The sequence below is a fragment of the Sporosarcina sp. Marseille-Q4063 genome (genome assembly GCF_018309085.1).
Classification (GTDB): Bacteria; Bacillota; Bacilli; order Bacillales_A; family Planococcaceae; genus Sporosarcina.
Genome location: NZ_CP070502.1, coordinates 2843251 through 2867714, shown reverse-complemented (window position 1 = coordinate 2867714; position 24464 = coordinate 2843251). Strand labels below are relative to the sequence as shown.

The window sequence follows — 24464 nt, the reverse complement described above, 5'->3', positions numbered from 1 at the left end:
GGCGCCCTTCGCTTTTGTTTATTATATTTTCGAGTCCAACAACATGTTGTAAAAAACCCCTTGACGTTCAATAAGTTCTGTTTGATCGCCGGATTCAATTAGCTTTCCTTGTTCCATGACATAAACCGTGTCCGCTTTACGAACGGTGTTCAGTCTATGCGCGATGACGAAGCTGGTTCGACCTTCCATCAGTCGATCGAGTGCTTCTTGAATTTCGAGTTCGGTCACTGTGTCGATACTGCTTGTCGCTTCATCAAGCAACAGGATAGCGGGATCTGCCACTAGTGCGCGGGCGATTGACAGCAGTTGTTTCTGTCCTTGCGATATCTCTCCCCCGTCGGCAGTGAGGACCGTGTCATAACCATCTTCCAAACGGCTGATAAAGCTATGCGCATTCGCTTTTTTGGCAGCTTCAATAATTTCCTCGTCGGTGGCATCCAGTTTTCCGTACCGAATATTTTCAAATACAGTCGCTTCGAATAAAAATGGATCTTGCAAAACGAATGCCGTTTGACTACGAAGCGTTTGTCTCGGCAATTCGCTTATCGGGATGCCGTCGATATAAATTTCACCTTTATCGACCTCATAAAACCGCGCGAGCAATTGCATAATCGTCGTCTTCCCTGCTCCGGTCGCTCCAACCATCGCGGCGGTTTCTCCAGCTTTCACATGAAATGAAACACCCTTAATCGTGTAGCCGTCTGTATCAACAGCATACCCGAATGAGACATTTCTAAATTCAACGTCACCTGTTAGAACCGCATCTTTATGTTCTGTCGCATGATCTTTCTCTATGGGTTCATTCATAATGTTGAAAACACGTTCCGCTCCAGCTAGCGCTGATAATACAGTATTAAATTGGTTGGCCAAATCATTCAGCGGCCGCGTGAATTGACGCGCTAACTCGGAAAAGATAACAATGGTACCAATCGTTACAAGCCCATCCCCTTTTAATGCTAGTATTCCGCCAACCCCCGCAACGACTGCAAAACTAGCGTTATTCAGCATGTTCATGACTTTGGGAATAAAACCTGAATACGTCAATGCCCAAAAACCCGTCCTTCGAAGTCGATCACTTTTTTCAGTGAACTCCTCCATGACGCGTTCTTCTTGCGAAAAGGCTTTGACGATACGTTGTCCGGAAATCGTTTCTTCGATCATTCCATTTAAAGACCCGACCGCTTGTTGCTGTTCTTTAAAAAGCTTTCCAGTTCGTCGCGTAATCCAACGTAATGCGATAAACATGATTGGTATGATAATCATCGTCAATAACGTCAAGAGCGGGCTCAAGTAGAGCATTAACGCAACAGTCCCTGTCAACGTAAGAATACTTGAGAACACTTGAATGAAAGATGTATTTAGCGTCTGACTGACGTTTTCAATGTCGTTTGTCATGCGGCTCATTAATTCGCCGTGTTGTCGTTTATCAAAGAAAGAGACCGGCAACTTTTGCAAGTGAGAAAATAAGTTTGTTCGCAATCGATAAACGGTTTGTTGGGCAATCCCGACCATCCAATAGTTTTGGAAGTACATGGAGGATGATAAACCTATATAGACCGCGATAAGAATTCCTATTTTCGCGCCGAGCCCATTAAACTGCGATGTGACAATATGGATATCGATGATTTTCCCGACCATGAAAGGACCTAACAGCGTTAAAGCCGAGCTGACGAAAACAAGCGCTAGAACCGTTAGTAAAAGCGCACGTTGTTCATCGACGAGCTTCCAGATTTGATGAAGAACAAATTTCCAGTTACTCGCTCGCTCTCCTTTTTTTCTTCCGGGACCTTTAATATCTTCTTTTGTTAAAATCGGTTCATAGCCGAAAGGTTTACGAATCGCGCGTAGCATTTGCCTCCACCTCCCCTTCAGTTTGCGACTTTTCAATTCGTTGATAAAGCTCGGATTGTCTCAATAAATCATTATGCGTGCCGTAACCGACGACTCGGCCTTCATCGAGTAGCAAGATTTTATCGGCTCCTTTTGCCGTTGAAATCTTTTGTGTCACGACGAGCATTGTCGCATCTTCTTTTTCAAGCGCGTCCCAAAGTTCCAATTCCGTTTTTACATCAAGCGCGCTGGTACTGTCATCGAGGATTAGGATAGACGGCTTTCGAACAAGCGCCCTTGCAATGGACAAACGTTGTTTTTGCCCGCCCGACAAGTTCACGCCTTTTTGTCCGACACGCGTTTCATACTTTTTCGGGAACAAATCGATTGAATCATGGATTTGCGCTTTTTTAGCTGCTTCGATTAGTTCGTCATCATAAGCCTCGGTATCGCCCCATGACAAGTTTTCTAATATTGATCCAGTAAAGAGGATTGATTGTTGCGGAACGAGTCCAATCGTGTCTCGTAAATCTTTTAACGGCCATTCTTTGACCTCTTTACCGCTGACGAAAACATTTCCTTCAGTCGCTTCGAATATTCGCGGGATCAAGTTCAACAATGTCGACTTACCAGACCCTGTCGCCCCCATAATGGCGAGTTTTTCACCTGGCAATACATGAAATGACACATTATCCAAAATTGGTTCAGGCTTGCCCGGATAATTGAAAGAAACATTTTCAAACCGTAAATCTCCTTCAAGCTTTCTAGTTTGTAACTTACCCGAGTTATGTATTTCCAGATCTTCATCGGCAAGAAGCACTTCTTCCATTCGTTCGGAAGAGGCTTTTGCACGCGAAAACGCAACAATGATAAAAGCAAACATTGAGAATGCCCCTGTCAATCGCATCGCATAGTTGACGACCGCAACAAGTTCCCCGACTTTCGCGCCCCCGTCACGAACTTCAATCGCGCCAAACCACAGAACCGCCATTAAGCTAATATTCATGATGAATAAAAGAATCGGCAAGATTAGTTCCATCAAGCGCATGGCTTTTACCGTGTCATTTCGAAGCATATCGGCAACTTTTGAAAATCGACTCGCTTCATAGATGCCGCGTAAATAAGCTTTGACAAGCCTCACAGCCTGCAGATTCTCTTGAATCACCCGGTTTACACCGTCAAGCCGCTTTTGTATACGTGAAAATAACTTAACCCCAGTGCGCCCCATGAAATAAAGGAATACTAGCAAAACTGGTGCTCCAATGACTAGATAAAGCGCTAACCTAGGACTAACCACAAACGCCATCACCAAACTGCCGATGACAGTTAGCGGTGCGCGCAACATGATGCGGAGCGACATGAATAGAACGTTTTGCACCATGGTTACGTCACTTGTCAGCCTAGTGATTAGACCTGCCGTCGGAAACCGTAGAAAAGTTGCCATCGAAAAGGTTTGTACTTGGCGAAAAAGTGCTTTTCTTAAATCGAATGCAAAACTTTGTGCCGCATGCGCCGCAAAATAGGAGTTAATGACGCCCGATGAAAAGGCGACGAATGCAAGAAGCATCATGACTCCCCCAAAAGTCCAAATGACGTCCACATCACCCGTGACGATTCCGTCATCAATAATTTTCGCAATGAGAAGCGGTTGAATTAGTTCAACGCTAAGTTCAATTAACATCAAGCATAACGCGATTGCGATCGGCCATTTGTATGGCAGCGCACGTGAAAAAACTGTCCTCATTTACCTAAACCCCCAAAACTCTTTCGTCTCTCGAATTAAACCCGATAGCCTTATTATGCCACAACATTGACTGTTCTGTATATACCACCATGTCAAATTGAATAAGTTTTCCGAACTGAAGGATAATTATTTACTAATTCACTTGTAATTTCTTATTTATTGGCATATAGTACATTACAACAGTAATGCACTAACTCGTGAATTAGGAGGTGACGCGATTGCTTGAGATAGATGGCAAAAAACCGATTTATATTCAAATTGCGGATTGGATTGAAACAGAAATAATAGAAGGCACCTTGGCTGCCGATGAAAAAGTGTATTCACAATACCAACTTGCGGAGCTTTTCAACATTAACCCAGCGACTGCCGGGAAGGGGCTGACTTTGTTGCTAGAAGCAGAAATTGTTTACCAAAGACGCGGTCTTGGCACCTTTGTATCTCCAGATGGTCGAGAAAAATTACTCATTAGACGGAAAAGTGAAACATTAAGAAAGTTAATCCTTGAATTGCTTGATGAAGCAGAGTTATTGGGCGTAAGTAATCACCATTTACTCTCAATGATCGAGGCAGAACGCGTGAGAAAAGAGGAGGGAACAAAATGACTGTTGTTGAATTTAGTAATGTAACGAAATCATATCGAACACATACCGTGCTTAAAGAAATGAACTTTACCATAAAACAAGGCGTACTTACTGGAATAATTGGCCGCAACGGCGTCGGAAAAACGACACTTATGAAACTAATTGCGGGTTTTATTGAAGAGACATCGGGGAAAGTCGAGGTTTTTTCAGAGAAGCCCTTCAATAGTTTAAAGGTCTCCGCGAATTCGATTTTAATTGATGATGGCATGAACTTTCCGTATCCGATGACAGTGACTGATATTTTAAAAGAATGCAGTCGTTTTTATGCTAATTGGGATACTAGATTGGCCAAACGTCTTGTCAGCTATTTTGGTTTTCACCCGAATGCGCGTCATGCCCAATTATCGAAAGGTAAAAAAAGTACTTTCAATGCAATTATCGGCATTGCCGCTCGCTGTGCACTAACAATTTTCGATGAACCGACAACTGGAATGGATTCGTCCGTTCGAAAAGATTTCTACCGTGCTCTGTTAAAGGATTATCTTGCTCATCCGAGAACTATTCTTTTGTCGAGCCATCACATTGAAGAAATTGAAGATCTTCTCGAAGATGTTTTGCTTGTCCATGAAGGAATCGCCCATTTCCACGGCCCGATTACCGAGTTGCAGGAAATGTTCATTACGTTAACGGGTAAAAAAGAAAAACTCGCTCTTCATACGAATGGAAAAACAGTGTTTAGCACAAACAATCTTGGCCCTTATTCGGAATGGACCATTCAAAATACATGTACTCAAGACGAACTGGAGCAAATAAAGTTGGACGGCATAGCGATTGCATCGGTTACCGCAAATGACGCCTACATTGCATTAACGGATCAACCGAAAGGAGGAATTGATGATGTATTTGAATGAACCAACGCTTAACGACATCGCGAAAAAACAATTTCGTTTTAAATTGAATGCCAATGCAGCTTCCTTTTCAACCTTTGTTCTTTTACAAGTAGGCGCAATTATTTTGGCGATCCTTGGAAATAGCCATGGTTTTCTCTATTCTTCGGATGACTCAACGGTTTCAATCGTTACGCTTGCCAATGATACAAACATGGTGATCGCAATGATTTGGGCATTTGTTCTTGGAATCATGCTAACAACTCGGATTAAACAAAGCGAATCATTTTCATTTGTGTCAACTCGACTTAGTAACCATCTCTCCAATTTTCTGTTTATGCTTTTTGCATCATTAATCGCGGGGGTCAGTGCGGCGCTATCCAGTTCTGCCATTAAACTATTCGGATATTTAGTTCATGGGGAGATGGTCGTTTACTCTTCTTCCATCGTAGAAAATCCAAATAATTTATTATTACAATTAATAACTGCCATTTCTTATATTTTACTACTTTTTCTAATTGGTTATTTAATTGGTTCACTTGTTCAAGCCAATAAATTATTTATTGCCTTCTTCGCAGTTGCATGGATCTTCTTTACATCTATGAATGACTACTGGAACGGTACGGAATATGCCTTGGCTATTATTCAATTTTTCGGATCCGAACGTTCTGCCCTCTTGTTCATCTTGAAAATTAGCGGAACTGTTCTTGGTTTATTTACGCTTTCGACACTTATCACAAACCGATTAGAGGTGAGAAATCAATGAGCAGTATTGGGCTAGTTCCGATCATATTAATTGTCGTTATTTTAATCCTTAGCTATCGGATGGTGAAACGTAAAAATCAAAAAAGTACCATCGTCATTGGAAGGAATACGCATTTTAATCTATTAGCTTTTTTCCTCGCTGTGTTATTCGTGGCGACTATTTTTACCGAGGTATTTTATTCGAAGATAAATTCTGCTACACCGCCTAAGGAAGTTGGAAACGATTATAATGAATATTATTCGATCGAGGACGAAATCTATAACCGCAGAGCAATCGATCCTGATTTAATACTTGAAAACAGAACGCATCCTGCCGGGAAAACGTTAACGATTCAATGGGGTCATGATCCCTATCATGGCTACAGCCCAGTCGTTTATATTGAGCGGAAACAATCGGGTGATCAAACGATTGAGGAGTTCATCTATAAACCACTTTTCATTGTAGATGAGTATGATTTCTCGAATTCCCTTGATATCGCAAAACCAGTTTGGACTGAAAATAAAATGACTTTCCCTAAAAAACCTGTAAGCGATACAACAATTGCCACTTTTTTCTATGATGCCGCTTTATTGCAACAACTAACGAAAAATCGACAGTTCCAGCCTGATGGCTATTCTTTTTCGGAAAACAGAGTACTTATCATTCACTTGAAGATACCTGCAGATTTAAAAATTGTTGACACGAATGAAGACTTTCTCTTTTTTGTCGATTAATGCGTAAAAAAACCGGTACCGCTATGATAGGTACCGGTTTTGCCAAGCATTCAATCACTGTAATAATCATCCTTTTCTCGCTCCAACCAAGCTTTTTCTTCTTCGCGCATATCACTTTCATTGCGTTTAAAATCTTCCTCGGAACCGAATTCAGTTTGCATCGAATGTCGAAAGCTATCAAATTCCTTATCCACCATTACGTCGTCGTCTAGTACTTCCCTTTCCAAATAACGATGGAACATAAACTCGCCTACTCCAATTATCGCGGCTGAGATAAATGACGCTGTTCCCAATCCGGCTAGCGGTTCGAATAAAAATGAGCCCAAGAACCAGAGCATGACAAACGCAAGTCCAACATCCGCAATCGTCGCTCCAACGTTTCCGAATCTCGGTAAAATAATTCTGTCACCAACTATATATGAAACACCGGTTAATAACACACTCGAAACTAAAATATCTCCAAATGTAAATCCGAAAAGCCCAAAAACTATCCATAACACCGCTGTAATCATGATGAATTTAATGATTAACGCTCTAATCGAATTCATTGGTACAATTCCTCCCTTCTAACAATATGTGAATATTGTTCTCTATACGAAGGAATCTATACTCAGGTAGGCTATTTCTATTTATTATTTTGCTTAATTCCATGGATAAAATAAATTTTTCGAGCACATAGTAAAGGATACGGAGGTGAATATCCATGACAAACAACGATAACAGAAATCCGAACAGAAACCGGAATCAAGATACACGAAACAACAATCAAGACGAGAACAAAAACCGCGTAGAATTCGGAACTGAAATTGACGTGAATCAAGTTAAGAATCGAAACAAGAACAATCGGACGCAGCGGACTAATAATAATAATTTAGATCCACGCGACAACCGCTTCTAATTTGATTCGTGAAATGGATAATCATCATCTTGCCGGCTGAGGATAAAATCTCAGCCGGTTTTCCTATTTATCTGGCGGCATGTCCGCTTCATTTGAGATTTTACTACCAGCAATCGAGATTTGCGTGACGCCTATCAACATGACAACTGCGCCGACTAATTGCCAGGCACCGAGCACTTGACCGAACCAGATCATCGATATAACTATAGCAGTCAACGGTTCGAAGCTTGATAAGATACTTGTTTCGATAGCCGTTATGTATTTCATACTGGCGAGAAACAAGATAAATGCGCTTGTCCCGACAATTATGATAAGAACTAGCATGAGGGCCGTACGCCAATCTGTGAGCAAATAGCTTTGTCTAACAACTGTCACAGGATTCATGATCAATAATGCAATTCCACCAATAAGCATTGCCCACCCCACTGAAACGAGAACGCCCCACTCTTGCATGAGCCGCGATGGATAAAGCGTGTAAAATGAAAATGTGAACCCGAGTACGAGTCCCCATAGAACGGTTCCTTTACTTATCGTAAGTCCAGATAAGGACCCATTTGTTAACAAGAAAAATAAACCGACTAATGTGACGAGCATCCCTGCTACTTGAGCGACTGGCGGTAATTTACGGTGCATCCACGATACAAATAAGATGATATAAATTGGTGCAAGGAATTGGAATAGCGTCGCAATGACAGCACTACTCACATTGATTGTCGCAACAAATGTGTACTGTACCCCTAGCATTCCAACAATCCCGAATATAAGCAATTGGCGCGCCCAAAACTTGAAGCGCCAAGGTAATGTAATTTGTTTGCCTTGCATTTTCAACATCGTTAATAAAAAAGCACCCGCAAAAAGGAGTCGAATGACAAGCATAAACGATACGGTCATCTCGGTATTGTCCAATAACCACTCGATCATCGGACCCGTTGCTCCCCACAACATGGCCCCAGCGATTATCATAGCAATTCCTTTTAATCTGCTCATTTTGCATTCCTCCTCTTACAAATTCAAGAATTAAATGATTTTTATGTGAATCTTCATTATAATGGTAATATAGAACGTCGGGAAAGGGGTACATGAACTTTGGATTACGAAAAACTCACACAAGATTTACCTAATATCTTAGAAAGTCTAGAACAATACTATATGACGACCTATTTGGATACAAGCGGCGCCATTACGTATACGAATAATTTATTCTTAGAAACAAGTAAATGGACACCCAAGCGAGTTTTAGGGAAGACAATTTGGCAGATGTTCCCTGAAACTACAGAAGGACAAGATCAAGCCCATCTTATCTGGGAGCAGCTTTCTTCCAAAAGTGCCTGGTCTGGCACGGTTGAAAAGGTAAACCGTTTAGGCGAACAGTATTTTGTCAATATGACAGCGATTCCCATTCATTATCAAGATGAAGGCCTTGTTTCAATCGTCCTTTTTGAAATGGATATTACTGAAGATGTTCAACTCCGCGATCGACTCGAAAAAATTGCTTATGTTGATCATGAAACAGGTTTAATGAGCCGTCATAGTTTGGAATCGACTGTAAATCGGTTAATCGCGAATAATGACCACTTTACTTTTGTGTATATCACAATTGACCATTTTTACACATTGAAAGACCTTCATTCTGATGATGAAGCGAAAGAAATTATAAAATCTTTTACAAATCGAATGAAACGGTTTTTCAAGGATGATTCAATCGCACGCATTGGTACAAATGAATTTGTCGTTCTTACACAGTTTGGTAGTTGGTATGTTGAAGGTTTTCTAGATTTCCTTAAAATGCATCCCATTTATATTAATAATACAGCATTAGAGTTGTCTGTGAGCGGTGGTATTGTCCGTTTTCCGGAAGATCAACCTACATATCCGCATTTGATGAAAACTGCTCTAACGGCTACTAGGGAAACCATTGACGAAGGGGGCGGAAGAATCAGAACGCTGTCAGCCGAATCCCATAAAAAGTTGAACAGAAAAGCATTAATCGATCGCAAGCTACAGACTGCGATCATTGAAAATGAGTTGCAAGTGGTTTATCAACCACAAGTAGAGGTTACCACTGGAAAAGTGATTTTATACGAGGCGCTCGTTCGGTGGAATAATAGTGAACTCGGCACAGTCTCCCCTGACGAACTCATTCCTATTGCCGAGGAAAACGGATTCATCCACAAGATTGGTGCATTCGTTCTTAAAGAAGCGGCCGGGCTCGCGGCGAAGTGGCATGCAGAGGGGCATGATTTAACTATTTCAGTGAACTCTTCTGTTCGTGAATTTAGTAATCCTGATTTTAAAAAAGAAATTATGCAAATTTTAACGAAAGCTTCTTGCCCGCCTTCTTTGATACAACTTGAAATTACTGAGAAGTTTGCTTTCAAGGCGGAAGAAGAAAGTTCTATTTTTCGGCAGATGAACGAGTTGCAAAGTGAAGGGATCGAGTTTGCCCTTGATGATTTTGGAACTGGCTATGCTTCCTTTCGTTATATGCAAGACTTGCCAATATCGAAGATTAAAATTGATAAATTTTTCGTTCAATCTATTACGACCAATGAGCAGACAAAAAAACTTGTTGAAGGCATGATTCAATTTGGCAAATCAATGGGATTATATGTCATAGCCGAAGGTGTCGAAACGAAAATGCAATACAGCATTTTGAAAGATCTTGGTGTCGATGCCGTGCAAGGTTATTATTTAGGGCTTCCGACATCCGTGCAAAATATTAATCTACATAATTAATAAGAGAACGAGATGATTCCGCATAATTTGTGGGATTATCTCGTTTTTTGTTGGCTTATTATTATAAATACACTAAATACTATCGATTATATAGTTTTCTTGTAGTAAACTATGGTTGGGAGAAAAACAGATAAATTAAAAGGGGGATTATCCATATGAAAGTTTTAACTAGATGGTCGAACGCGATCATGGAACGTTATTTGCCGGATCCATATGTCTTTGTCGCGATTTTGACTTTGCTCGTATTCGGTCTCGGTGTCGGACTTACCGATTCTAGTCCGCTAGATATGGTCGTGCATTGGGGAGATGGTTTTTGGGGGTTGCTCTCATTTACGATGCAAATGGTTATTGTCCTAGTGGCTGGTTATGTTCTGGCAATTAGTCCGGTTTTCAAAAAGCTGCTAAGTACGTTAGCGAATCTCGCGAAATCACCTGGTTCTGCAATCCTGCTCGTTTCATTCGTATCGTTGATTGCATGTTGGATTAACTGGGGGTTCGGACTCGTTATTGGTGCACTCTTTGCGAAAGAAATCGCAAAAAAGGTAACGACTGTAGATTACCGCCTATTAATTGCAAGCGCTTACTCCGGTTTCATTATTTGGCACGGCGGATTAGCTGGCTCGATACCACTTTCCATCGCGACAGCGGATCATCCATTTGCAGGGATGATGGGTGTCGTTCCGACATCTGAAACAATTTTTTCGACTTATAATATCATTATCGTTGTTGCACTCATTATTTCTGTACCGCTTTTGAATCGTTTAATGATGCCGAAACCGGCGGACACGTTTTCCATCGACCCGAAACTGTTGGAAGATGAAGTTGAAATTGAAGAAAAGAAAGATAGAATCACACCGGCAGATCGACTTGAAAACAGCGTCTTGCTTTCAATGCTGATTGGCGTGCTCGGTCTTGTTTATCTTGTGCAGCATTTCGCTACAAAAGGTTTTGATTTAAATTTAAATATTGTTAACTTGATTTTCTTTATTCTCGGGATTGTTTTTCACGGAACGCCGAAACGTTTTCTTGCCGCAATTGCGACTGCAGTCAAAACGGCTGGCGGAATTATTTTTCAGTTCCCTTTCTATGCGGGAATTATGGGCATGATGGTTGCGTCGGGACTTGCGGGCGTCATGTCCGAATGGTTTGTCAGCATTTCAACTGCAGCAACGTTTCCACTGTTCTCGTTTTACGCTGCAGGTCTCGTAAACTTTTTCGTTCCATCTGGTGGTGGTCAATGGGCAGTACAAGCACCGATTATGCTTGAAGCTGCAGAAAAACTTGGCGTTAGCTATTCAAAAACCGCGATGGCGATAGCATGGGGCGATGCTTGGACGAATATGATTCAACCATTCTGGGCGCTTCCGGCACTTGCAATCGCTGGACTTCGCGCGAAAGATATCATGGGTTACTGTGTGTTTGTTCTTTTACTCAGTGGTGTCGTGATAAGCGTTGGGTTGTTTTTCTTTTAACTCGTAATGCATCAAACGGTCGAGAGCGATAAACTCTTGACCGTTTTTTCTGTTTCCCTGGAACTTGTTTACGCCAACTATATCGGGGAATAATTCTTGTATGGAGGAGGATTACAGATGACAAATAATAAATATGAAGAAGTCGATAAACAAGTTCCGAAACAGACACAAAATCAGCAGCCCGGTGTCGAGGCAGAGATGGATCCAGCGCCTATTTATGATGATGAGAATTATAAAGGATCAGGAAAGTTAAAAGGAAAAAACGCCTTAATCACGGGAGGCGATAGCGGAATTGGACGCGCCGTTGCCGTCGCTTATGCGAAAGAAGGCGCAAACGTCGCGATCGGCTATTTGGATGAAAACGAAGACGTCGATGCGGATAAAACGATTAAACTAATTGAAGATCTCGGGGTTAAGGCAGTTAAAATTCGTCTTGATATTAGCGAAGAAGAGAATTGCGAACGGATCATTGATGATGTAGTTAGCGAGTTTGGCGGTATCAATATTCTTGTCAATAATGCCGGTAAGCAGTTTCCGAAAGATGACATCGCTGATATTTCTGAAGACCAGTTGCGCGAAACGTTTGAAACTAATTTCTTTGGGTTGTTTTATTTAACGAAGGCAGCTTTACAACATATGACCGACGGAGATGCGATTATCAACACTTCTTCTGTCACGGCCTATAACGGTTCTCCAGGTTTACTTGATTACTCGGCGACAAAAGGTGCGATTACTTCTTTCACGCGTTCACTCGCGCTTAATCTAGCGGACAAAGGGATACGCGTCAATGCGGTTGCACCCGGACCAATTTGGACACCGCTAATCCCTGCGACATTTGACGGTGAGAAAGTTCAACAACACGGAGCAGATACACCCGCGAAACGTCGCGGACAGCCTGCGGAAAACGCGCCTGCTTATGTGTTTTTGGCTTCTAATGATTCAAGCTATATGACTGGGCAAACGATTCATATTGACGGCGGGAATTATGTAGGTTCTTAAGTTGAATTTTAAGAAGCCCTATTATACGTCATTGACGTGTAATAGGGCTTTCTTTTATAGGAGCGGCCTCACACTATCGCATTCATTGATTTTAAGAACTTGGTTGCGGAGCCGCCAATCCTTCTTCAAATGGTTGAACAATGACGAATCCTTCACCGGAAAACTCCATTTGGAACGACTCTCCGCTTCCCCGACCCAATAATGTTCTAAAGCTGATGTCGGTACGGAATTCCGGTTGTAAATTACCGGACCATGCGACTGTTGCGTTCGGATCTGTAATAACCGGTTCACCTGGTTTAACGAGCAATGTTAATGGCTCGTAGTGCGAAGTAATCGCTATTTTCCCTCTTCCTCTTAAGTTCACATTGAATAATCCGCCGGACAAGACACCAGCCATTTTCCGCATCAAATTGATATCCCATTCAATGGTTGGTTCGAAAGCAAGCAGGTCATTACCGTTCACTGTAATCGATTCATTGTTCAAATCGAAAATCGTGATTTTCTTTCCTTGATCGGCTAAATATAATCGACCGTTTCCTGTCGCTTTCATTAAAGACGTGCCCTCTCCGGTAAATGCTTTTTTGAACATCTTCCCGAGGCCATGCTCTAACATTCTTTCACGTTCGAACTTGATTTGCCCGGCGTATGAAATCATCGAGCCCGTTTTTGCCCATACGAGGTCATTTAAATTCACCTCTAAAATTCTTTCTGTTTCGAGTTCAAAAAACTCATTTCCCCGCTCGTCTTGTTTCGTCTGGCGAATAAATTCATCAATCGTATATTTGCTCATCGACCCAATCCCCTTTCACATCCTACCTCTACATACGTATTCATTAACGGGTAAGTTTCATGCAAGAATAGTATATTTACTTCGCTTGCTCAGGATTGGCAATCGAACCCATGAATAGAATCGTATCGGTTTCATCATCCGTTATCGTAAAAAAGAATGGTCGATTCACTTCCATGATGAATGGTTCATTAATCGGCACTGATGTAATTCCCATTTCAATACCCGTTACTGCCGCCGCTTCAGTTCCCTCTTCACCTACATCGATGAATGTTTTTTGTTTTACATTTGAAATAAATACCTGCTCATTTTCATTTATCATCTTCGTGAAATTTGCGTTTTCATCAAAAGCTGACTTCATGCCTAAGTTTTTGAGCGTTTCATTCAAAGAAGCTTCGAATTCCAATTGAAACTTCGGCAACAGAATCGTTCCTTCTTCCACTTCAAATTCCTTTTGCCAAGCCGACCAATTTTCACTCGTCAGCATTTTTTAAATTCTTCCAGACTGGAGTTTTCCTTTGGAAGAAACACTTTCATGCTCATTTCACCGTCACCGTATGGCAATGTGATCGCTTGGAACTTTTCATTTTCCAAATAAGAGAATTCTTCTGTCATGGCCATGAGCGGAACGTTTTTGACAGAGCCGTCCAAGAGGTGAAATGGGCGGTCTTTTGTTTCATTCTTATCAAACTCATGCGTCCAGCTCCCTTTGAAATAAATTGCGTTAATAAGAACTGCGACCAAATTAGCATCCAACGGAGAATCGACAATTTCCTCGATTTTGTCGTTTGTCGCTTTTTTCACCCAATCATTAATCTGTTCGGGGGACTTACTATCACCAATATCTATTTCAGCGATTTCCGCATTGAAATAATTCTTATTGTCGCTAGCGAAATCTTTTTGGAATGTAAATTTGTCATTTAACCAGATAGAGTTTGCGATGTTCAATTGAATGTCTTCCGTTTCTTTATTCAGAACAGACATCATTGATGCGTTCGCTTTGTTTAATTCTTCTACGTCAATTCCTTCTGAGTGAAGTACCTTTGCAATTTCTTCTTTCGTGACGCCATCCGCGCCGTTATAAATCATGGATAATGCCATGAATAAACTCGTTGGCGAGATGAAAATATTGTTGTTTTCATCGGCTTCTACTTCCTTAAGAAGTTTGAATCCTAATTCATTAGCGGGCGATACAATTTTTTCATAGTCTTTTTCACCAAACGCTACGTCTTTTGAAATTTCAAGCCCTCCCGACTTATTTTCTGTTCCGCATCCCGTCATGACTACCAGCAAAATTGCGAGAAAAATCACTAGTATTTTTTTCAAGGTATTCACCTTCCCTTTATTCCGATTAGACTGTGAATGTTCAGGAAAAGTTACACAAGAATTGGAAAAGCTGACCCAAAGTACTTTTGGATCAGCTACATATTTATGCTTATGCGTATTCCTTCACGAACTCTTCGATGATCACGCCGCGTTTTTTCAATTCTTCTATATAAGGTTCACCTGGCACAATTTTTTCAGGCGGATAAACACCGCGTTTTGAAATCTTACCAGTTCCGATCATTTGCGCGACAATCGACATTGTATTCGCTGTAGCCCTTGCCATAGCCGTTACATTTTTCGTTGTATCCTTTTCTGTGACTAAATCGTATTCATACGTTACCGGCAAGCCGTCTTTTTCCCCGCTTACCATTACCCGCAGGAGTACCGCATCCGACTTATCGCCAAGTCGAAGTTGCGGTGATAATTGTTCTCTCATAACATCCCGCACCTTAACCTTTTTACCGTCAACAGTCACTTCATTATCCCGACCAAGCAGCCCCAAATCGACAAGAAGCTGAAACTTTTCCGCGTGGCCTTTATAGCGAATCGTTTTATATTCCAACGTATCTACGTGTGAAAATGATTCCGTCAACGTTGATGTTCCGCCGGATGTGTGGAACGCTTCGAGTTCTCCGTATTTGTCGAATTTGATCATTTCAATTTCAGATAGTGATGCAATTTCTTTCAATTGACCGTCGCGAATCACATGTGAAGAATCCGTGTAATGGTCGAAAACGCCTTCTAGTGAAAAAACGACATTATAGTTTAACGGCGGTTCGGGATTGACCGGTATTCCGCCAACGTATAATTTAATCGATTTAACCTGATCGAGTTTTTCAGCCCCGTAACCCGTAAGTATGTTGATCATCCCTGGTGCAACGCCCAAATCCGGGATAATCGTAACCCCTTTTTCAATCGCTTTTTCTTTTAACGCAAGCACAGCTTCCGTCGCCCCGCCGATATGCCCCCCTAGGTCAATCGAATGAACCCCTCTTTCAATGGCTGTTCTTGCAACTTTTTCATTAAATGTATAGAATAGCGCGTTCACAACGACATCCCCAAGTGCGATTACGTCGCTTAACTGATCATCATTTGTTGCGTCAAGAAGCAATATATCTAGTTTGTCGGACATGAGCTCTTCCGCAAAGTTTTCAGCCTGCCGAACATTCAAATCCGCCAAATACACTTTCGACACATCATCGCTTTTCACCAAATCGCGTGCTGTTTCTTTCCCCATTAAACCTGCACCTAGAACGACTACTTTCATTTCTCCATCCCCTTACGTCTGTTTAGTACCCCTATTCCTACCATATGATAAACGACACAAAATGGATTTATGAATTATCAATTTGTGCGCGTTGCAATTTACCGCTAAAGTCTACGTAAATACTTTTCCACTCTGTAAAGACGTCGAGTGCGGCAACCCCTGAATCGCGGTGTCCATTTCCAGTCCCTTTCGTCCCGCCGAAAGGCAGATGAATTTCAGCGCCTGTAGTTCCTGCGTTCACATAAACGATTCCCGTGTCTAGATCCCGTTGCGCTCTGAATATTTTATTGACATCGCGCGAGAAAATAGAACTCGAAAGTCCATATACTACGCTATTATTTACTTCGATCGCTTCTTCTAGACTACCGACTTCAATAAGCGAAACGACAGGACCGAATATTTCTTCTTGCGCAATGCGGCTATCCCATTTCACATCGGTGAATAAAGTCGGTTCAAAATAATGACCATTCGCTAAGTCGCCGTCTGTTAATACATTTCCGCCAACTAACAGCTTCGCGCCTTCATCTTTTCCGATTTCTACGTAGCTTGAAATTTTATCAAGCGCTTTTTCATTAATCACGGGACCAATTTTCACAGATTCATCTAACCCATTTCCGATTGTCAGATGTTTCATTTGCTCCAATAGTTTCTGTTCTAGTTCTTCTTTTACATCCTTGTGCACGATGACTCGGCTACACGCCGTACAACGTTGACCGGCCGTACCGAATGCGCTCCAAAGAATTCCTTCAACTGCGAGATCGATATCTGCGTCGTCCATGACGATAACAGCATTCTTCCCGCCCATTTCAAGCGACACTTTTTTCAAATGACGGCCGCCCGTTTCAGCTACATGTCGACCAGTTTCTGTCGAGCCTGTGAATGAAATAACACGAACATCCGGATGCTCGATCATTGCAGTCCCAACTTCTGATCCCGAACCGAAAACGATATTCGCGACGCCTGCTGGAAGACCGACTTCATCAAAGATAAGCCCCATTTCATAGGCCATCATTGGTGTTTCTGTTGCTGGTTTCCATAAGAATGTATTGCCTGCGACGATTGCAGGAAACGACTTCCACGTTGCAATCGCTACTGGAAAATTCCACGGCGTGATAAGTCCTACGACACCAATTGGCGCACGGACGCTCATCGCGAATTTATCTTGCAGTTCAGACGGAACCGTTTCCCCGAAAAGTCGTCTGCCCTCACCTGCCATATAAAAAGCCATATCAATGCCTTCTTGCACTTCACCACGGGCCTCTTCAATCACTTTCCCCATCTCAGTTGTGAGTACCTGGGCCAAATGTTCTTTTTTCTCGATCATGATCCGTCCAATTTCATATAGGAAATCAGCACGTTTGGGTGCAGGAACCAGCGCCCATTCCTTTTGCGCTTTCTTCGCCGCAGCAACCGCTTGATTAACATCTTCTTTAGTCGATAACCTGACCCTGGCTACTTCTTCCCCGTTTGCCGGGTTTTTCACAGCAGTATATTTCGCATCCCCTGATTCCTGCCAAGATCCCCCGATGTAGTTATTCAATTGCATGATAAACATTCCCCTTTCTTTTTCTATCCTACAAAATCCACGTGTAAACGCTTACAACTTTACTATTTCGACAACTTTACTAGAATTCCTTTTTTAATTTGGAAATTAATTAGCGGAAATTTGAGCAAACGACTAAAATGGACTCACAAACGACTATACACGCACTCGATGCGACTAGTAACGGCTCCCAAACGACCAATGTCGACCTCGAAACGACTAAATACCAATATTCACATACAAAAAGACCCCCTAGCAGTCTATAATTGCTAGGAGGTCTACCATATTCGCAAGTTTCGTAGATTAGTACTTGCACTTTTTACTTGTTCGGCTCACTAATTCCAATATTTTTACCCATTCCCACAATAAATTCTTGGATTCTCCCGGATTGATTGGTCACAGAACTAACGGATACATCAAATAGTTTGGCCAATTCACTTTGGGCCATCGAATAGTCGTCGAACATATTAAATTCGAGAAGCGCGTGTAAAAACGCTGCCGCAATCACTTCAGGCTTCTTGAAATTAGGTTGTTTTTCATATAAATACGTCACGATGATATTGCCCATTAACTCCGGGTGGTCTGCTTCGATTTTCAAAAACTTGAGTTTTTCATAGAAAATATCCACCGCTTCTTGTTGGATCTCCGTCAATTCGTCTTTCAATAAATCCAAGACGGAACCTTCAGATCTGGAAAGTATACGATGATAAATATCGATCATATGCGTTTTGTAAAAGCCATCACTCTTATCAAATCCGCTTGACTCCGCAAATTTTGTAATTTCATTTACAAAACTATGATTGCCGTCTTTAACGAAGAGTAGCGAGTTTAATATGAAAATTCCATTCTCGCCAATCCGATCATCGCGCAAGGCAACCCCGAACACGACACTGTCTTTCTCGACAGGCATATCTTGTTGTTTTTCGAGATAATAAGTCTCGTCCCCTAGTACTTCTTCAATGACTACCAATCCATTTTTTTCTCCAGTTATATTACCAAGAAGAATGACTGGTTCTTGCCACGTTTCTACAACCGAACGAACTGCGCTTCGAATCGGATCATTTAATACTTTTATTAAATAACGTTTCCACAAATCCCTGCGGGCAACGTAAAAGAAATACTCGCTCACCGCATATTCAATTTCTTTTGCGTCCCAAAAACTACTGAGTTTAGTCGTCCACTCTCTATGAAAAATTTCATATTCCGCATGGATTGCAGGCGTAATTGGCTGTTCATACATTCCAGCTAAAATGCGTTGTAACTCTTCCTCAACGAGTGTATCAATCGACACTTCGTTTTTACCTATACAACATCTTTTATATTTCTTTCCACTTCCACAAGGACATGGATCATTTCTTTGTATCATACATACCGCTCCTTTAACTCTTGTGCTTTTCCACTATAACAGAAAACAAAAAGCTCCGCATCGGTTTACTAAACCTGCACGGAGCTTCTATTCAAAAAATTATTTGGTTTGCGCTTCATTTTTAGGCGGTGCAACACGTTTAATGAAAAACGTTAATACTAAAGCCCCTGCCGCAACGATGGTTGAAATGAAAAACGCGAAGTTTATCCCATCGAGCATGGCTTGCGTTTCAAGTTGGTCTTTTAAAGCTTTAAGACCTTCTGCCGTAGATGGTACATTGCCGGACGCTTTTGCCTCTATAAAGAGTTTGGCACCAGCTGACTCCATGCGTTTTGTCATGATTGTCAACAAGACCGCGGAACCAATCGCTCCGGAAACTTGTTGCAATGTACTATTCATCGCTGTTCCATGCGGGTTTGAAATCATCGGCAATTGGTTCAACCCGTTAGTCATAACCGGCATCATTACCATAGAAATTCCAAGCATTCGGACCGTGTAAAGCATCATGATATAGTAATAGCCCGACTCCATTCCAAGTTCACTTAAGTAATAGGTTGTCACGATTGTGATGGTTAAACCAATTATCGCCATCGCGCGTGCACCGTATTTGTCAAACAGTCGACCTGTTATCGGCGACATGATTCCCATTAATACTGCACCTGGCAGCATTAGTATTCCAGCATCAAAAGGTGAAATTCCTCGTACGCTTTGAACATATAAAGGCGTGAGAATCATCGCTGAAAACATCGCAATCGAAAGGACAACTGAGATTGCTGATGACAAAGCAAACATCGGATGTTTATAAATTTTAAAATCGAGCATCGGTTCATCCATTCGGATTTGACGAACGATGAATACGATAAGCGCAATGGCTCCAATAGTGATTGTTCCATAAACGATAGTTGATGACCAACCTTTATCTCCAGCGGAACTAAATCCGTATAACAGGCCTCCAAATCCAACACTTGATAATACAAGTGAGAATAAGTCGATTTTCACATCACGATTTGGCGTGATATTCCGTAATTTAAAAATCGCATAAACCAGCGTAAACACTGCAAACGGAAGAACGATACCAAATAATGTTCTCCATGAATAATGCTCAATAATATAACCTGACAGTGTCGGCCCGATAGCAGGTGCCGTAAACATGACAAGACCGAAAAGTCCCATCGCAGATCCTCTTTTTTCAACCGGGAAAGCCACAAGCATAATATTCATCAGTAACGGCATCATCATTGCTGAACCGGATGCTTGAATCATTCTGGCTGCTACCAATAAACCGAATGACGGTGCGATAACAGCTATCAATGTACCTAATGAAAATAGGGACATCGCCGTAATGAATAAACGTCTATTTGTAAACTTCTGTATGAAAAAGGCACTCGCCGGAATCAAGATACCATTTACTAACATATATCCTGTCGTCAACCACTGGACGGCAGATGGCTTAATCTGAAACTCATCCATAATCGTAGGTAATGCTATATTCAATAACGTATTATTTAGAAATGCGATGAACGCGCCAACGAAAAGAATTGCAAGCATTCCGTATGGAGGTTTCTCATGCATTTTTTTAATATCCAAATCCATCTATTTTTTCCCCACTTCTTTTATAATCACTTCTCCTATGTTATACTTGCTGTACAATAAAATCAACTAATTTATTTACAAATTTACTAGATGTTGTTTCTATTGCACTTACAATCATAAATAAAACTATACTACGAGTCCAAAGGTGATAAATGTGAACGAGCGAAAACGTAATGTTATTGAAGCTGCAAAACAATTATTTATAGAAAAAGGATTTTCATCTGCATCTGTGCAGGACATTTTAGATGTCGCTAAAATTTCAAAAGGAACGTTCTATAATTATTTTTCATCAAAAAATGAATGTTTAATCGCCATTTTAGAAAATGGAAGAGAAGAAACGAATATGCGTCGCCGTGAATTACTAGTTGGAAAAGACCCAGCAGACAAAGATATCCTTGCTGAACAAATTTCCGTTAGGCAACAAGTCAATCTCGATTTAAACCTCATGCCCATTTTAGAGGCGATATTTTATTCGGGGGATGCCGAGTTGCGTGCGTTTGCAAAAAAACAACATCTTGCCGAGTTGTCTTGGCTGTCTAAACGATTGGTAGATGTCTATGGTCAGTCCACTGCTCCATACGCTGCAGATTGCGCTGTTATCATGTTAGGAATTATGCAACATATGATTCATATACAGACCGCCAATTTGAATAAATCGATCGACACCAATGCGATTGCTTTATTCACATTAAGGCGAATTGACTCGATTATTCCTCATATGATTGAAAACAATGACAATCTACTTTTCGGCAATAAATTTACGAATGCTGATGAATTAAGTGCAATTGACAGCGACCTGTTGATTAGTAATTTGAAGAAATTCAATCAGAAAATCCAACATGATGATCAAGACGCGAAACAGTATGTTGAATTTATTATCGACGAAATCGCAAGGGAGCAGCCACGTATCATCTTGTTGGAGACGATAACACGTTCTTTCCGACAAACGTTTAGTAAGACGCCACATGAACTTGAAACTAGGGAACTTGCGGCAAGTATTTGGGGGTATTTGGATACTTTGAAATAAAAAATTAAAAAGTGTAGGTGGAATTTCAATAATTCACTCCTACACTTTTTTCGATTGTTAATTTTCCATTAAACTGGTTTTTTGGTTAAAATGAAGACAAAGCCGTCTGAAATAGGCGGTTTTTTCACTTACCATTATCGTTAAAAGTTTTGCTTGCACTCATAGGTGGTTTGCTTGCACTTGGTAGCAGTTTGCTTGCACTCAAATGATTTTGCTTGCAAGTCGGGACCTTACTCCTACAAAAAAGCGAGAAGTGCGAAAGAGAAGGTCACTCTTTCCTGGCCCGGAACGTAAATCAGCGAATCAACTAAAAAACGATTACCTGAATAAAGAACTGTTCAGGTAATCGCTATAATTAAATTAGATCTTTAAGTCTCAGCGTGTACTGGTGGTACAATTTCTGCTATCCCTGACTCCCACCACTCAACAACAACCAAATATAACGCGCCTCTTCCTCGCTCCCAGGCACAATTTCTTGAAGTTTCGGATATGGAATCGGCTTTGTTTTAAATGTTTGCAAATGCATCACATGACTATTCGCCTTCAATGCGGCTTGAAGCATTTCTTCCGCATTTTCCGACTCGCCTTCCGACCCGTCATATTCCAACTTCCAATCCAAATATAAATAAGCCGCGTCATGCTGGGAACCTTTTTCATAACGAATCAATATTTCAGCAGCTTCTTCAAATCGTTTCGCATGAATTAAAGACGCGACCGCCTCATAACGCGCTCCTTGATTATCCACTCTATTCATCTTCAGCAAATCCAAGAACAACGACGCCGCTCCGTCGTAATCGCCATATGTAAACAAATAGACACCATAACTAAAAGCAGCCCGCATAAATGGACGATTCGGTATGTTTTGCCATGGATTTTCGCCAGGCTCGAAAGTGCGACTCGCATTTTTTATCGCCAATTCGTATAATTCAATTGCACGTTCATGATTCTGCTCGATTTCCGCTTGCAATAAAAGCGCGTCCGCATTATTGTTGTCCAACTCAAAAGCGCTCCCCGCAAGCTTTCGACGCTCTTCTTCTGTTTCCGCTTTATACGCTTCATACGCCAAAAGTTGGGCTCGACCGCCTGCCACTGCTGGTTTTCTTTCAGGTAGAACCACGCCGCCTGTTGTCATCGACGTTTCCCAAAGCGATTTTTCAGTCGGTCGCGGATCTGTTCCGATATCGTAAATGCGCGCAACAACCGGTTCATCGCCGCTATCCATCATATTCGCGTAAAGCGAAGCCAACTCGTTTGAATAAACAGCAACTCCCTCTTCAGATGCCGCGAATTTTTCTATGATTGACGCTTCATCCAAACCCGTTCCTTGCACGACCCCTATATCAACACCCGTCTTTACCGCCGCAGCGACAAAGTCCTCTTCAACAGTGACACCCGGGTTTTCATTCAAGAAATAGGCGACGCCGAGTTTGTGCATGATCTCTCTTGAATCTGCAGTTTGTTCTAAATTACGTAACGCAGTATCTAGCATGGTCAATGCACCCAATTGCTCCTCGGCAAGGACCTCCTCGACAAGTTCGTTCATCGACGCCATACTTCTTTTAATGAAGAGTTCGTAAATGTCGAGTGCATGATCAATAATAAATTCGTCCATCGTCTTCTTTGAAACCGATTCTCTTAACTCGATCAATGACTTTTTCGTTTGCTTGCTCCACTTCGCTAAAAATAACATAGACGAAACAGGCGCGATAGCATTTTCACCTTTTCTTGAATCGCGAAGGACAACACCGAATAGCAATGTCCCGATATCAGCAGGCATCCCTTCGTTACGCGTCATTTTAAAGGTCGAATCGTCGAATAATGTTTTCACATGAATAAAGTCTTTGTCCGCTTCCGTTATTTCAGCCAATAACATTAAAGGCTCGTCCCACTCGATCAACACATTCCGAACAACTTCTCTCTTTGTTTGAGCGAGTTGCTGCCCAATATAGGAATGCCAGCCTTTGTTATTTTTGATGAATAAATAAAATTCACTCGAAGCTTCTTCAACATGCTCTTTTTCCCAACTATCCGTCAAACGGTTTGACCATTCACGCATGAGAATGTTCATTTCTTCTTGCTCTAACGCAATCGGGTAGTTATCGAAAAAACCTGTCAAAACGCGGTCTAATTCTTCATTGACAATCATGCCAACCAAATCTGTTTGTGTTGACCCGCAACATTTTTTATATTTTTTCCCACTGCCGCAATGGCAAGGATCATTACGTCCAATCATTAAAAACTTCCCCCTTCACTATGAAGCTGGTTCTACTTCCGCCTAATCGACTGACCTGCGACATCCACGACTTGCTTGACGGATTCAGCGACCAAGCTTCCTATGAGTCGACTTGCTTCGCCCCAGAAACCAGGGCCTCTGCGGATCAGGTCATTGATAGCCCTTTCGCAAAGTTGCTTGTCATGATGCAATTTATCGATAGTCGTTAAGCTGTAGTCTTTTATTTCATCAAGCATTTGCATTCTCTCTTCATACAATTCCGGAAAGAAAGAAGAAAATTGCTCGTTCGACAGCAACCGTTCGGTGTTTTCCGCCTTCTTAATCGCTTGATTATAATAGGATATTTGTTCTTCGATTATATATTGCAAGTTCAAATATTCCTCGATTTCCACGATGTCTTTTCTTCGAACTTTTTGTGATTTGCAAAGTTTAATGGCGCGTTGAACATCATATTTCCTCGAATGCCTCGTCGGATGATAATCATGAACGACCTCTGCTTTATTCGTCAAGGCTTCAGGATACGCCTCGTAAAATAGGTTGTTGAAATTCGTCAGAATCGGTTTTATCTCACGCCTTGCAAGTCGGTCGTATGTATTTTTGGGATAATAAAGTTCTAGTTGAGCTGCTTGCCTTTTCATCCTGACCATGTAATTTCGAATGCCGAAAAAATAAATCATACGCCCCCTCCTTCAATTC

The 24464-nt window shown here is 41.6% G+C and carries 20 protein-coding genes and 1 pseudogene; 9 read left to right on the top strand and 12 right to left on the bottom strand.

The features are described from left to right. Positions 1-21: 21 nt before the first annotated feature. Together JSQ81_RS14825 and JSQ81_RS14820 are read right to left on the bottom strand one after the other, a co-directional pair. Positions 22-1851 (bottom strand): ABC transporter ATP-binding protein, encoded by a 1830-nt coding sequence (locus JSQ81_RS14825; RefSeq protein WP_212604790.1) that lies wholly within the window; start codon positions 1849-1851, stop codon positions 22-24. Continuing rightward, positions 1832-3574 carry an ABC transporter ATP-binding protein gene (locus JSQ81_RS14820; protein WP_212604789.1) on the bottom strand — a complete coding sequence of 581 codons (1743 nt, stop codon included), beginning with the start codon at positions 3572-3574 and terminating at the stop codon, positions 1832-1834. The genes JSQ81_RS14825 and JSQ81_RS14820 overlap by 20 nt, the downstream gene beginning before the upstream one ends. 218 nt (positions 3575-3792) lie before the next feature. On the opposite strand from JSQ81_RS14820, the gene JSQ81_RS14815 reads away from it, so the two are divergent. From JSQ81_RS14815 to JSQ81_RS14800, 4 genes are read left to right on the top strand one after another with little or no spacing between them, the layout of a single operon-like run. Beyond that, positions 3793-4176, top strand: coding sequence for a GntR family transcriptional regulator (locus JSQ81_RS14815; RefSeq protein ID WP_212604788.1), 384 nt, complete (start codon positions 3793-3795; stop codon positions 4174-4176). Beyond that, complete coding sequence (locus JSQ81_RS14810; RefSeq protein WP_212604787.1) at positions 4173-5066, top strand: ATP-binding cassette domain-containing protein; 894 nt, start codon at positions 4173-4175, stop codon at positions 5064-5066. Before JSQ81_RS14815 ends, JSQ81_RS14810 begins: the two co-directional genes overlap by 4 nt. After that, positions 5053-5808, top strand: coding sequence for a hypothetical protein (locus tag JSQ81_RS14805; RefSeq protein ID WP_212604786.1), 756 nt, complete (start codon positions 5053-5055; stop codon positions 5806-5808). Before JSQ81_RS14810 ends, JSQ81_RS14805 begins: the two co-directional genes overlap by 14 nt. Further along, on the top strand, positions 5805-6521 hold the full coding sequence (locus JSQ81_RS14800) for a hypothetical protein (protein WP_212604785.1): 717 nt from the start codon (positions 5805-5807) through the stop codon (positions 6519-6521). The genes JSQ81_RS14805 and JSQ81_RS14800 overlap by 4 nt, the downstream gene beginning before the upstream one ends. 50 nt (positions 6522-6571) lie before the next feature. Here JSQ81_RS14800 and JSQ81_RS14795 read toward each other — a convergent pair whose 3' ends face one another. Then, positions 6572-7069 carry a YndM family protein gene (locus tag JSQ81_RS14795; RefSeq protein ID WP_212604784.1) on the bottom strand — a complete coding sequence of 166 codons (498 nt, stop codon included), beginning with the start codon at positions 7067-7069 and terminating at the stop codon, positions 6572-6574. A gap of 155 nt (positions 7070-7224) precedes the next feature. On the opposite strand from JSQ81_RS14795, the gene JSQ81_RS14790 reads away from it, so the two are divergent. Then, complete coding sequence (locus tag JSQ81_RS14790; protein ID WP_212604783.1) at positions 7225-7419, top strand: hypothetical protein; 195 nt, start codon at positions 7225-7227, stop codon at positions 7417-7419. A gap of 63 nt (positions 7420-7482) precedes the next feature. On the opposite strand, the gene JSQ81_RS14785 is transcribed toward JSQ81_RS14790, so the two are convergent. Beyond that, positions 7483-8406: a DMT family transporter gene (locus JSQ81_RS14785; RefSeq protein WP_212604782.1), complete on the bottom strand. Its 924-nt coding sequence runs from the start codon at positions 8404-8406 to the stop codon at positions 7483-7485. 99 nt (positions 8407-8505) lie between these two features. Here JSQ81_RS14785 and JSQ81_RS14780 point away from each other — a divergent pair, with 99 nt between their 5' ends. The 3 genes from JSQ81_RS14780 (at position 8506) to JSQ81_RS14770 (ending at position 12626) form a co-directional block, all read left to right on the top strand. Next, complete coding sequence (locus tag JSQ81_RS14780; RefSeq protein WP_249336550.1) at positions 8506-10155, top strand: sensor domain-containing protein; 1650 nt, start codon at positions 8506-8508, stop codon at positions 10153-10155. A gap of 155 nt (positions 10156-10310) precedes the next feature. Then, the gene (locus tag JSQ81_RS14775; protein WP_212604781.1) at positions 10311-11627 is read left to right on the top strand and encodes a short-chain fatty acid transporter; all 1317 of its coding nucleotides are present in this window, start codon (positions 10311-10313) and stop codon (positions 11625-11627) included. 117 nt (positions 11628-11744) lie between these two features. Next, positions 11745-12626 (top strand): SDR family oxidoreductase, encoded by an 882-nt coding sequence (locus JSQ81_RS14770; RefSeq protein ID WP_212604780.1) that lies wholly within the window; start codon positions 11745-11747, stop codon positions 12624-12626. Positions 12627-12717: 91 nt separating this feature from the next. On the opposite strand, the gene JSQ81_RS14765 is transcribed toward JSQ81_RS14770, so the two are convergent. The 6 genes and pseudogenes from JSQ81_RS14765 to JSQ81_RS14735 all read right to left on the bottom strand — a co-directional run bounded on the left by JSQ81_RS14765 (position 12718) and on the right by JSQ81_RS14735 (position 20508). After that, positions 12718-13416, bottom strand: a complete 699-nt coding sequence (locus JSQ81_RS14765) for an AIM24 family protein (RefSeq protein WP_212604779.1) — start codon at positions 13414-13416, stop codon at positions 12718-12720. Positions 13417-13492: 76 nt separating this feature from the next. Further along, positions 13493-14694: pseudogene (locus JSQ81_RS20145) on the bottom strand (serpin family protein). Between the two features lie 154 nt (positions 14695-14848). Then, a complete protein-coding gene (locus JSQ81_RS14750) occupies positions 14849-16006 on the bottom strand; it encodes a saccharopine dehydrogenase family protein (protein ID WP_212604776.1) in 1158 nt (385 codons plus the stop codon). 67 nt (positions 16007-16073) lie between these two features. Continuing rightward, entirely contained in the window at positions 16074-17552 is a 1479-nt protein-coding gene (locus tag JSQ81_RS14745) for an aldehyde dehydrogenase family protein (protein ID WP_212604775.1), read from the bottom strand. 316 nt (positions 17553-17868) lie between these two features. Beyond that, the gene (locus JSQ81_RS14740) at positions 17869-18915 is read right to left on the bottom strand and encodes an SEC-C metal-binding domain-containing protein (protein WP_212604774.1); all 1047 of its coding nucleotides are present in this window, start codon (positions 18913-18915) and stop codon (positions 17869-17871) included. Positions 18916-19014: 99 nt separating this feature from the next. Then, the gene (locus JSQ81_RS14735) at positions 19015-20508 is read right to left on the bottom strand and encodes a DHA2 family efflux MFS transporter permease subunit (RefSeq protein ID WP_212604773.1); all 1494 of its coding nucleotides are present in this window, start codon (positions 20506-20508) and stop codon (positions 19015-19017) included. 154 nt (positions 20509-20662) lie between these two features. On the opposite strand from JSQ81_RS14735, the gene JSQ81_RS14730 reads away from it, so the two are divergent. Beyond that, positions 20663-21535 carry a TetR/AcrR family transcriptional regulator gene (locus tag JSQ81_RS14730; protein ID WP_212604772.1) on the top strand — a complete coding sequence of 291 codons (873 nt, stop codon included), beginning with the start codon at positions 20663-20665 and terminating at the stop codon, positions 21533-21535. A 403-nt stretch (positions 21536-21938) separates the two neighbouring features. On the opposite strand, the gene JSQ81_RS14725 is transcribed toward JSQ81_RS14730, so the two are convergent. Further along, a complete protein-coding gene (locus tag JSQ81_RS14725) occupies positions 21939-23768 on the bottom strand; it encodes a tetratricopeptide repeat protein (protein WP_212604771.1) in 1830 nt (609 codons plus the stop codon). A 32-nt stretch (positions 23769-23800) separates the two neighbouring features. Further along, positions 23801-24445 carry a hypothetical protein gene (locus tag JSQ81_RS14720; RefSeq protein ID WP_212604770.1) on the bottom strand — a complete coding sequence of 215 codons (645 nt, stop codon included), beginning with the start codon at positions 24443-24445 and terminating at the stop codon, positions 23801-23803. Between the last annotated feature and the right edge of the window lie 19 nt (positions 24446-24464).